At 44.3% G+C, this 12163-nt stretch carries 10 protein-coding genes; all 10 read right to left on the bottom strand.

Features of this window, described 5'->3' with window-relative positions:
* Positions 1–969 precede the first annotated feature (969 nt).
* Positions 970–1437 (bottom strand): winged helix-turn-helix domain-containing protein, encoded by a 468-nt coding sequence (locus ETA_RS14575; RefSeq protein WP_012442382.1) that lies wholly within the window; start codon positions 1435–1437, stop codon positions 970–972.
* A gap of 770 nt (positions 1438–2207) precedes the next feature.
* On the bottom strand, positions 2208–2435 hold the full coding sequence (locus ETA_RS19385) for a hypothetical protein (RefSeq protein ID WP_012442383.1): 228 nt from the start codon (positions 2433–2435) through the stop codon (positions 2208–2210).
* A gap of 28 nt (positions 2436–2463) precedes the next feature.
* Positions 2464–2706 carry an acyl carrier protein gene (locus ETA_RS14585; protein ID WP_012442384.1) on the bottom strand — a complete coding sequence of 81 codons (243 nt, stop codon included), beginning with the start codon at positions 2704–2706 and terminating at the stop codon, positions 2464–2466.
* Positions 2699–4753, bottom strand: a complete 2055-nt coding sequence (locus ETA_RS14590) for a hypothetical protein (RefSeq protein WP_012442385.1) — start codon at positions 4751–4753, stop codon at positions 2699–2701. The genes ETA_RS14585 and ETA_RS14590 overlap by 8 nt, the downstream gene beginning before the upstream one ends.
* Before the next feature lie 430 nt (positions 4754–5183).
* Positions 5184–6344, bottom strand: coding sequence for an IpaD/SipD/SspD family type III secretion system needle tip protein (locus ETA_RS14595; RefSeq protein ID WP_012442387.1), 1161 nt, complete (start codon positions 6342–6344; stop codon positions 5184–5186).
* Positions 6345–6403: 59 nt separating this feature from the next.
* Positions 6404–7654 carry a type III secretion system protein gene (locus tag ETA_RS14600; RefSeq protein WP_012442388.1) on the bottom strand — a complete coding sequence of 417 codons (1251 nt, stop codon included), beginning with the start codon at positions 7652–7654 and terminating at the stop codon, positions 6404–6406.
* Positions 7655–7695: 41 nt separating this feature from the next.
* On the bottom strand, positions 7696–9582 hold the full coding sequence (gene sctE, locus ETA_RS14605; protein ID WP_012442389.1) for a type III secretion system translocon subunit SctE: 1887 nt from the start codon (positions 9580–9582) through the stop codon (positions 7696–7698).
* An 18-nt stretch (positions 9583–9600) separates the two neighbouring features.
* Positions 9601–10128 (bottom strand): SycD/LcrH family type III secretion system chaperone, encoded by a 528-nt coding sequence (locus ETA_RS14610; RefSeq protein ID WP_012442390.1) that lies wholly within the window; start codon positions 10126–10128, stop codon positions 9601–9603.
* Positions 10129–10261: 133 nt separating this feature from the next.
* On the bottom strand, positions 10262–11377 hold the full coding sequence (locus ETA_RS14615; protein ID WP_012442391.1) for an EscU/YscU/HrcU family type III secretion system export apparatus switch protein: 1116 nt from the start codon (positions 11375–11377) through the stop codon (positions 10262–10264).
* Positions 11378–11392: 15 nt separating this feature from the next.
* A complete protein-coding gene (sctT, locus tag ETA_RS14620) occupies positions 11393–12157 on the bottom strand; it encodes a type III secretion system export apparatus subunit SctT (RefSeq protein WP_012442392.1) in 765 nt (254 codons plus the stop codon).
* Positions 12158–12163: the final 6 nt, after the last annotated feature.

Here is a 12163-nt window from a genome sequence, read left to right on the forward strand (position 1 = left end):
GGCTATCAGGGGACTCGAGACAGCCAGTATTTCACCGTGGTTATTCAGCCACGGTGATAATATTTACAAGAAAATTCAACCGTCGCTATTTTTTTTACAGTTCTTTTCCCCCACTTAAAAATAACGTGCGCGACTATTCAATCAAACTTAAGAAATTTTCTCAACAGGAGTTATCGAAACTGTAATTCATTATTTTTACCACAAAGCCAAACGCAACTCTCAAAATTAATTCTTAATCATCTTAGTCATCTTAAATAAAGCTTATGATTAGCCTCACAGACAAATATCTGCTCCCTTGTAATCTTAACAATAGCTGGAAGCGATCCCTCACGGCGTAACGATTGAAGGATAAAAGTTTAATTCGGTGAATGACAACAATGTGCAATTGCAAAACATGTGGTAGAAAAAAATCGGCAGGATGGATGGCACCCTCCGTTTTAACTGAGTAAATGAGTTGAATCAGGCCATGTATGAGATCTGTCGAATCAGTGTAGGCCATACACGACGTTTCAGGGGGCAGTCTAGCCGCGCTTCAGTCGGCCAGCAGCCCCTCGCTGAGAACAGGCGATCTTGGCAACGGCTGGGCTGCTGATATTGGGGGCTTAGGGAGACCGGCGCGCACTGGATCAGGTAGCAAGTGGGTTGGGTCGCCAGTTGAATGTCGATATACCCGAATCACGTTATTGCCGTGCATAGCCAGCTCCAGAATTGATGACCTGGCAAGGATCTTTTTTTGTTTCAGGCTGACCAATACTATGGCAAAACATCCTGCATGTTAGCGGAGATAAAGTTCCGATCTGTAAAAACCGTTCCACTAAAGAGCTGAATCTGCGGATATTATCAATGAATTTGAAGTGACGTACAGTTGAACCAAAAGTGAAAATCCTTACGGCGGCGGCATCCCCACCGCGCATGGATGCCCACCGCGGTGGGGAGATGCCGCGAAGACCGTTAACGCTTCCCCACCCCCTATAACATATCAATAGTTCGCAAAGAACTGCGCCGCTGAAGAGTCACTCGCGCTGTATTCACAGAGACTATCTTTTGACAGATAAAGTCTTTGCTCTTGATATCTGAGATCTCGGGGTGGTCTTTATAGGCGAAGATAAAATCTTTACCATTTTTAGTAAGGGGTTTGTACGTCAGGCGATACCCTAATTTTGGTATAGTCTGAATTTTATTTCTGGCTGAATCACCCAATATTTCTCGCAGAGCGAAAATTATTTGTGTGATACATGGTTTCGAAACGTGCGAATGTGGCCAAATCTTAGCAGATAAATCAGTGTACGTCACAGCGTCCGGGTATGTAGAACATAGCAAGAACAGAACCTCGGACTCTTTTTTTCTGATTGTTTTGATCACTTTGTCACATTTTACACGACGTATATAAGGGTTAAATTCAACCCCGTCGATAATAATATCCTTTTCTAACTCCATATAACTATCTCCCTGAAGAAAAGAAGCGGGTCAGGAAAACCTAACACAACGCTAACTAACCAAGCTGGCCTGTTGGAAGTCCCTGGATGGATGTGTTTTTTTATTCGTCCGACTTTAAGCAGCCGACTGATAACGTTAACAGAAGAATACCGTTTAACTAAACACATATTTGTTGATAATTATATATTCCACATCAAAAAAATCAATCATCAAAAAGAAGTCTCGCATACAGACTGATAAATTAAACTTATTGATTTTCAGTTATCGCACTCGAAGAAAGTCGGTATGGATCTTCTTATTATATGCAATGGAAAAGATTTTTTTCTAAACTTTTTGCTTTAAAGAAAGTGTATTTTTCCTTAGTCCGATAAGTGCTACCTAAACATATTTAGTTACACTTAGGGTGTCAACGATCCTACACAACGGCGTTCTTTACGTGGAGATCTTCCGGCACACTAACATCGTTGCACAGCAGATAAACAGCCAACGCACACAGCAAATGCTTTTATACTTCGGGATGGCAGGGGCATTGCTGGGATCCCAATCAGGTGCACCGGATTGACTGCCAGCTCAAGCTGAATTTTCAACTCAAGAGAAAACCGTTCCTGCTGTTAAGATCCCAGGCGCGAATTGGACAGCACAGTCCCTGTAACAGTTTGCAAAAGACGTAACGCGGATAACATTCAGTTGCCTGCTAAAGTACGCTAATAGCCGGTTCACCGCGCGACTTTTTGCTTTTAATTGTAGCCACTGACTTTTGAAACTCAAGCTTAGCGGCAGACATCTTTGACGGTATGTACTGCTTCGACAGACTTCATAGCGGCAATGGTCTGGCGTTCGGTGAATTGGGCTTTGCGCGTGGTGACCTCCTTCATTGACAGAATCAGTATGCTGGGAGATATCTGAATGTGAATATTACGATGATAGGGATAATTACCGTTAGATAATAAATGATATTTTTCATCCTGATAAATATCATTTATTAAAAGCAGCGCCACAGAAACTCTGTAAAGCTAAAAAGACGCCTTATTTACATATCAGCCTGGCGACTTGACCGACCGTTAATTCACTGGATAATTGTGAGTCCTTAATAACCACTCCCTGTTCTTCAAGTCTTATCATAAAGTCAACCAGCTCCACAGAATCCATCCCAAGATCTTTTATTAAACTGTCCTGTGGGCTGATACTATGCGGAAGCATACCATTCACTTTAAAAATAAGCTCATAAACAATATGTAAAGCGTTTTTATCTACGCTTGAATCACTCATGCTGCAGCTCCTGATTATCTAAGAAAACTTCTCCGAGGTTATTTTCTGCCTTTTTTGATTCCCCTTTATTTATTCCTGTAATTCCTGGACTGAACTGTCGAACATGATTCATCAAAGGGATACTGCGCTGGTTGAAAGGATCGAACGAGCGGTTAGTTGTATGGATCCGAGGTGAATTTCCCGTAATAGCAAATCGGTTATATTTAGTTGTATCCTGCAGATGTGATTTTCTCTCCGCAGAAGATTTAGCTCCCGATTCACTATTGTTACCAAAGATGCTGTTCCCCGAGACAAAAGGAGTAGCTTTAGGACGAAGTCTTATAAACTCTTTTTCAAACCTGTTAACCGTCTGCTGGACGTACGATCCTGAGCCACCATACGCGGGTTGATTATCGGCGAAAATGTCCCTTTCATCAGAGCGACTATCTTTGGAACCAGAGTCGAATGGATTATTCGGGTTTCCCCCTGAGTGTATTCCCGCTCCATCACGCGGATGAGTCCGAGAATCCGAGGGTTGCGTAACTTCAACTGGAATATTGTCTGATAACCCAGATACCTGCTTCGCCGCATGCAAAAGTGGGGTCTCCCGTATAGAGCTTTCATCAACTGCATCAGCTACCAGTGAAGTCAGACCAACCTTATTACCAACTGAATAAGCTACCAGCTCAGTCTGGATAGTTTCGACCCATTTTTCTGGGATTTCACTTTGTTCGGGTTTATTGGTCCTTTCCTTAAGCTCGGGAGCTGTACTGGTGCGTTCTGCACTTCGGTTTAGATCCTGGCGCAGAATTTTGGGGATCATTTCCGAGGGAGTCGCGGTTGAAGATACGGCAACCGCATCAATCTCAGCTATATCATTTGCCAACGGGTGCGGTTGCAGGCGTTTCGCATTCATTATCAGGCTTTCAGAATCAGCACTGTCGGCAGGTTTTTCGGCTGCCGAGGTATCTGGCTGGTGTATGACCTGAGCCAGCCGTTGGTTTGCTGATACCGATTCATAAGAAATAATGTCCTGTACTGGAGTGACATGTTGCAGATTTTGAAGAATACCGTCCGCTCCTCCATTATTTCTATCATGCTCACGAGCCAGATCAAGCGCCTTATTGATAAGTTTCACTTTTGTTTCAGTCAAATCTTCGGGCCGAGCGTAAAGTAATTTTGTCGCGAAATTTATAAGAGCCTGATCGGACTTTGTCGGTGTCGGTGATGAATTGCCATTAATCGTGGCGTTGGCCGTTGCCCCTTCTACGTGGATATTTATAGGCCAGGGGCCATTGTTTGCGCGAGCTGAGACCTGCGGATCTAACATTTTTGACCTGTTTGGCTCAGTCGAGTGTTCTTTAGGACCAATATCTTGATTGTCATGATTTATTAAGGTAAGGGGGATCGACGCACAAGTATCCTTGAAAAAAACGGCTTGTTGAGCTATCAAATTAAAATCCGAACCTGGATTCGAAATTTTTTCAATAACGTCATTTAGCACGTTATGACAACCCAATAAACTCGTCGAGAAAATGCAATTATCATCTATGTTATCAGGAGACCCCGTGACTGTATGGTTATATGCCCACGCCTGACGGCACGCATCTAAACAAGTAGCGACATGGTTATTTAGTGAGTCCTTACCATACTTAACGAGCAGGCGATTCAAGTCTGGCCCAACTTTCGCCTCTTTCTTCGTATCAGCCTTAGCGTCAATCAGCTGACTGTAAATCTTCTCCAGGGTTTTCTTATCCTGCTTGTCTTCAATATTACCTGCGATTAAACCCAACAGGGATTTTACAGATTCACCATTTTGACTCATCGTGGTATTAGCAACTTCAGGCGGAAGATCTTTCATACTCAATGCACCTAGCAATGCAGATACTGTCTCAGCCTGAGAGGGATAGCACGAGAAATCTTTTACTACCCTAACGACAGAGGGATCATTACTTAAAGTAGTAATAGAACCGGCAACTCCACTTTGCCTATTCTCATCGTTGCGGGCACACAGCTTATTCAAATCAATAATCTGACTTCTGTTACTTGATGTTATATTATATGTCATATCTCACCTCCTCTATAATAGGTATTATCTTAAGCAGGGCAGAAGAAAATTCTGGAATAATTTTGGAATCTAAAGTCGGTTTCTATGAATAAATATTATTCAGCCAGTCACTTTTCTTCACCTGCCCAGCTTTCCGCCTGCACATTGATATTGAGTCAACCCTCAGTGCCCCCAATCTATCTGATTTAAATCTATTTCATTGTTTATCTTACATAGCAACAGGGTAACAGAATAATCAGTACAAGAGCTGGAGCGTCTCAACGGATCATGCACGTGAAATGATTTTTCGATATTACTATTGGTTGAAAAAACATGAAACCATGCGTTGAACTGGCTAAACGTCTCACCCTCTGCCTCGGAAAAACCATGATAAAATCCCGGCTGCAGGGTAGATCGTCCCATGTTCATTATTACGCAGCTCCTGTTACTCTTAGGATAATGATTTCAGTACATCTTTAGCAGAGTCTCCAAGCGAGTTGATGACGCCACTTAACATTTTATTGAGTTGATCAAAGGTGCTGTTTGCCTGGGTATAGCGCTGGGAAAATGCCTGCATATTACTCTGAAGAGAACTGCCTGCAGAATTAAAGGTAGCAAGCCACGCCTGATAGCTGGCAGTTGAAATATTTCCAGATGATGTTCCTGGATACGTATTGTTTACAGAAGACATGTATGGCTCAAGGTTAAACTCAATCTTCCCCTTAGTATTAACCTTAAAGGCAGGCTCTAAGGTCATCACCAGACTATTCTTTTCCTCTTGCGACATTTTGTCCCAATTTTTAACGGTTCCTAAGTCAATTTTTTCAATTTCTGCAGAAAATTCTTTATAGCCTTTTTTCATTGTAGGACGATCAAAGGTAACAGAATTACCATCTTCGCCAGATGTAACAGCATCGGAAGAGGCTTTCTGTACGGTTGAATTAAAAGCCTCGTACATATCCGTATATTTTTTCATCAGCTCGGCATAAAAATCGACGTAGTCGCTTTTAATATTACCTATCATTATACTGATCCTTGCCCATAATTCGGCATAACTGGTGCCCGTGGTTATTTCCTCACGAGTATTGTTATCACTATCCTTTTCTTGCCTGGTGAGTTTAACGGCTAAACTGCCATGTGCACTTTTAGTGTTCAGAATATTTTTACTAACTTCCCAATGAATATTTCCAATAGCATCACCTCCTTTCTCGACCAGCAGTTTTTGTTTGGCTATGCTTTGAGAGGCTGTTTCACCGAAAATAGTTTCGTTTTCTTCATACGAGCTTTTTAGAGATTGCAAAGACACCTCTAATACAAACGGTGCATAAGTATAACCACGGCTATCAAGCTGATTGTCGGCGAAAAGCTTAGTGATATTCTCAAGCTTGTTATAGCCGGGTGACAGTAGCAGATAAAATAGCGCACTTATAAATGATTTGGTTGGTTTAACTTCCTCACTTGAAGCCATAAGAGCTATTTCGCCCGATGCCATGTTATTACTGGTTTTTATATTCGCGCGGGCCTGCGTAAGAATATCCTTTTTCTGATCTGATTGTTCAAGCGGCAAATAGGTAGCAGGATTTTGTGGCTGGACTTGAGTAATACAAGACATGAGATTTTTCCTGTGAGATAGAAAGGCGGAGACGAGCTCCGCCCATTTTTATCATTTTTTTAACGCATGCGGTCGGCGATGGCAGATACCGCACTGTTATTGTTGCTCAATATATTCTCTAGCAGCTGCGCTGCCGCAGCCCTGGCTTCGGCAGACTTTTTAGCCGTTTGCTGGTGGGTACTGGAAAGCTCATTGTTGACACTCTGATCGGCGCGAGCCAGCTCTGCCTGCCTGGATTCTTGAGAAGCCTGAACGCCGAAGCCGCCTTCAACCATTCCCTGACCGGAACGTATACCCTGGTTAGCAAACTCTGTAGTCGTTCGTGTCTGCTGGGTCTTGTTCTGGATAACGTTGTGTTTATTGCGTAGTTCTGAAGCTTCTGCCATTTGAGGAGCATGTGATTTCGACATGGCTGCTTCAACCCCGCGATCCAATTTACTGCCTTTGCTTAGCATATTGTCCGCAGCACGCGCGATGCTGTTCTGATTATTGCGCACTCCCGTTTCCAGATTCGTGGCGACTTTCAGATTACTTTTAATAGATGCAGACTCATTACCCAACGCTTTCGTCGCTTTAAAGGTCGTGCCACCCTGAAGGGCTATGCCTAATGCGCCAGATGTGATAGCCCCGGTCAATCGCTGCTTCTCAGCATCAATGCCCTTTTGACCGGCTCGTCCTGCGGCCTCTACCACGCGAATGACCGCTTTAGACGCACTTTTGTTTGATTCCGCCTCGGCCCTATTCAATGCAACAATCAACTTGTTGTTGAGTTCAAGCAGCCTCATGTCACCAAAGACGTTGACATAGCGAGAGCCAGACGCGCCGACAGCCGTGATATCCGTGCCCCCCTCTACGGCCGCCTGAGACCGAACAGGGTTAGTCGAAGAACGGGTCTGAATTGCTGAGTCTGCGGACGTTTTATAACTTTCCGCGGTTCTGTTACCGGTTTGAGTCTGACTCACATGAGAGCTCATAACGGTCGATGTCAATGTCGCCATGCGTTCCAATGTCTTAGCATCATTGCCATCGACATTATCAGCCATTTTTTTGATTTCAGCCGTTTGTTCAACGCTGGTCTTTGCTGCACCCTTAGGCGGTGAGGATAAAACCGGACCTGTATTGTGGTCGATTATTACACTCTGTCCATGCAGAAGACGATGCACGGGAACCGGGCCCGTTGCCAGGGAGACGAAACCTTTTAGCGTTTCCTCGCCTTGAACGGAGTGGGATCTCTCGTCGGTAGAACGGGTATCTATCGTTTCTGATTTATGGATATATCCACGAGCCTGGCTATCAATTATTGTTGTCATGTTTTTTAAACTCCTTTATATATAAAAAACTTAAATTATATTTAACCGGCAACAGAACTCATCCGCCTGGTAATATACTTTCCTGCCTGTATTTGACTTTCAGCCACGGCAGAAATATTTTTGACAATTGAATTTACCGTTTCCATGCGTAGCGTAAAGATGTCAACGGCCCGGCTCATTATCTCGTTGAGCATAGTCTGCATCGCTGCATCGTTCATCATCTGTGCTCTTGCTTCTGAAGCCTTAACCGATATATGAGCAGCAACAATTCCGCCCCCAGCTTGAGCAATTGAGTTGAGAAAAGTACCAACGGTTACGGCGCTCTGAATACGCGTTGCAAATTGGGCTGTCTGAACTGGCCCCATACCTAACGAACGGCCAAATCCCTGTGTGAAGGATTTCGTAATATGACTCACATTTGTCATCATATTTTTAAGGAGTTGTGATGAGATATTTTTTCCGAGAGACTTCATTAAATGACTCACCAAACTTTTTGCCACACTCCCTGCAACAACAAGTGTGCCAATCATGACAATAACAGCCTGGATCGCCCCAAGTATCTTTCCTACCATCTCTGCCTTTTCGTCACTAACGCCGAACTCTTTAAGTACCGCTGTAAATATTTTTGAATATAGGTCGACCAACGGTTGGAGAACTTTTTCCATCACCCACTGCATGCCATCTGACATAAATGACGACCCGGTCATCGCGGTTTGGATCTCTTCTGCGGCAAGCATTGCAACACCAATCCCAGCAACCAAAATTAGCGTAGCTCCGCCGGTAACCAGTGCTGCGGCCGTTAATGCGGCGGTAACAACATAGGCAAAGATCTTACCTACACAGCCCAGGGTATTCTGCAATTCTTCCGCTTTGCGAACTTGTTCCTCGTATTCCGCGGCTTTTTTCTCGGCGTCTTTTGCTGCCGCTTCAGATAATTTCTTCTTCAGTTCGGCCGTTGCATTGAGATCTTCACTCGAACTTTGGTTAATCAACTGCGAGATCAGGGCCATCAGGAAAGTTAAACCCTTAGCATTGGGATTTTCCTGCTTGATCTTTGCTTCTATTACGCGAAAACGTTGCGGTGGAAGGGAGTCCACCAGTTCCCGAGCTTTCTGTTGCGTAATGGCCAGCGCCGCTTTGGAATCACCTTCCGCCTTAATCGCCGGGTTCAGCGTTGCGGTAACATGGTGGTTATATTGTGATGTCGCGGTTGTCAGATTGGTCTGGGCTGATACAACGGCATTTTTAGCCTCATCGATCTGCTTTTGCAGCGCCGGGGATACCGGATCTTGCTGTGCGGCCGTCATCTCCAGCTCACTTAAATGCCCCTGTGCTTTGCCCAGAGAATCCTGGGCGGAGCTGACGTTTTGCTGCAACGCGTTAGCCTGTTGCTGGGCAGCTTGTAGAGCATCAAAATCACTTGCCCACTGCGCTCCCTCTGTTTCAAGAGCCTCGGACAGCTGTAAATATTGTAATCCCTGGCCGTGGAACAGCGCGTTGATGAAACTGACATTTTGCAGAATATTTTGCTGTGAAGCCTGCTCACACAACTGCATGACTTTACCGAGAAGCGCGGTCGCCTTGGCGAAACCGCTCAACTCTTTCTCTGGTGTTTCCGCGGAGCCTTTAACGGACGTTTCTGGTTCTGAACTACGTGGCAACGCCAACTGAGGCCTGTCTTGCTCAATGTTCGTTGTCCCACCCCTTCCGCTCAACGCGCTGCCCGCGTTTTTCAATACTTTCAACAATTGCTCTGGTTCAAGAATGCTAAGCGCACTTCTGATATTACCCAGCTGGGGATGCTCTTTAAAAGCTGGGTTACCAAAACGTTGTGTCTGGTTTCTCTGCTTTTTTATTTCTAATTCACTGACTTCAAGTCCACCATTGAGATTATCCAATGCTCCATAGTTATCTACCTGCATATTCATTCTGATTTCCCATTTGACTTATTCAACAGAACTATCTGCCCCACCGTTATCGACCTCGTCTAACGCCGACAGATAATTCCTGGCTTTTTCTTTTAGCTGCGGCTCCTTGCAGCTACTAGCTACAATTTCAAAACATTTTCTAGCCTGCACGGCTCGACGCAGCATTAAATTGCACTGGCCGGCATAAAACATCGGCCGATAATCATCGGTAGACAATGAGTAAGCCAGGGCGTAAAAGTCGATCGCCTTGGTATAGTTTTTCTTCAGCTGATGTACGGCAGCTAAGCCCATCGCATATTCTGGGTTGTAAAAATCGTAGATGCACAAGAAGCGAAAAAGCGATTCGGCATCCTTCAACTTGCCATTGATATAAAAATCATGAGCCAACTTGTAAACATCATCCATGGTCTCATTGGAAACCTGATGCAGGTCTTTTAGTATGGCACCACTCTGAATAGCATCAAGCAGGGCACCCGAGTATTCCTCCAGTTGACTGTCACTGGTCAAATCTTCTTCATCGTTGAGCATATCATCAACAGTATTCATATTTATTCTTACCTGTTACATAATTAAATTAATCGGATTGGCTTCGTATTAACCTGAATGCAAACAGTAGATAAGATGCGCACATCATACTGTTCAGCCCAGGTGCCTGAAACAATAAAACCGTAAAATGCGGTTAGAGCAATTTGCCCTGCTTCTCTGTGCAGTCCACCGGCACACCATTAACAACGCTGACGTCAGGCTTATCGGGTATATCCATCCCCGCCGCTTCAACGTTGCGTAGCCAAATAAGAATATCCATGACTTCCATCAGCGCATCATCATTGATTGAGATGAAACTGTACTGGCTGTAGTTGTGATATAGCCGACGTGCCAGCGGAATATAACGAACAACCGGAATGCCTATTTTTTCCGCATAGGCAATTGCCGCTCTCGCCTTCATATTCGTACTGCGCAGTGCAATAAAAGGTAATGAAGCGACGTCAGGATTGAAGTAGATAGCAATCGCGATATGGGTAGGGTTTGCCATAACAACTTCAGAATTTCTGATAGCCGCCATTTCCTCTCCGGAGAGAATTTCATGGTGAGCACGGCGCCTGGCGCCTTTTATTTCAGGGTTCCCATCACTCTCTTTACGCTCCTGTTTCACCTCGTGCTTATCCATTTTCATATCTTTGGAATGTAAGAAATACTCGGCGATAAAATCTATAAGCAGCACGAAAACAGACCAGGCGATAAAGATCATCACCGCCTTCATTGTTAGCGCTGTCCAAACGGAAATGAGCACATCGATACTGCCATTATAAATAGAAATAGCCTGTCCCAGGTCGACACGGATCAGGCTATAACAGCTACAGGCAAAGACGATAAGATATAACAGTGACTTCACTAATTCTTTTATCGTGCGCATGCTGAATATTTTTTTAAATCCCTGAACAGGATTAAGCGCTTTGAAATTAAGTTTTATGGCTTCTGTTGCGATTGAAAATCGGGTCTGTAGTAGCGTCAATACAGCGCCAGCGATCGTACAAACAGCGATAAACGGAAGTGATAAAGTGAAAAACACCCGCATGAGTTCCACGAGAAAATCATTCAAACTTATTTTATCCCCTTCACGCAAAACTAAAGAATAAAATGAGATAAAAGGATGGAAGTTGATGGCATACGCAAGATAGCAAACCCCAGCGAGCAACGTCGTCGTAGTAATCAGATCCTTACTTTTAAAGGTCTGACCTTTCTTCGCCGAATCCCTACGCCGTTTATCCGTGGGCTTTTCTGTTTTTTCCGCCATGAAAATAGTCTCCTGTCAGGGGAAAAATTGCTGAAAAAACGTAACAGAGAAAAGCTGTAAGGGTTTTTGCGAAATAGCCTTAAAACCGTAAAAAAGAAAGACAATGAAGGCAATAAAACTTTTTATCGTCAAAGAGAGGGAGAAAGGGTTCAACTGGGGACAAAAGCGTGCAAAAACACCCAGTAATATTTCCGCCACCATCATGACTATCATTACCGGAGCTGCCAGCATGATGCTGCCCTCTGCGAGCACCATCAATAAATGCCCTGCCGCTTCCCAACGGAAGTCGACCAGGTTGTCTCCCGTTGGAAAAACCTGATAGCTCTGCACCAATACTTCCATAAGGGAACTCATGCCGCCACTTGCAAAAAAAATTGCGCCGAAAGCAAAATTTAGAAAACCCGATAATGTCGAGCTTTGCACGCCATTCACTGGATCAATACTGTCACTTAGGGTTGCGCCTCGTTGGTTATCGAGTATTTCCCCAAGATTAATGACAATCCAGAAAGGAACACATAACGTCATAGCCAGAATTAATCCTATGACGCATTCCTTCACAAGTAAGATAAACCACCCCTGTTCCGGATTAAGCACCTGACCGAAACAGGGCCATAAACCGAGTATGACCAGCCCAATAATCGTGTTCTTAACAATTAAATTAGCCAAGACCCGCTCTCCCAGCACGGGCAGCAAATAAAATACAATTGCCACCCTCGCATAAGCCATCGCGAAGATCGGTACGCCGTGCTGGAAATTTAAGTAAAGGGCAACTGACAGCATAAATTT

Source organism: Erwinia tasmaniensis Et1/99, assembly GCF_000026185.1.
Lineage (GTDB): Bacteria > Pseudomonadota > Gammaproteobacteria > Enterobacterales > Enterobacteriaceae > Erwinia > Erwinia tasmaniensis.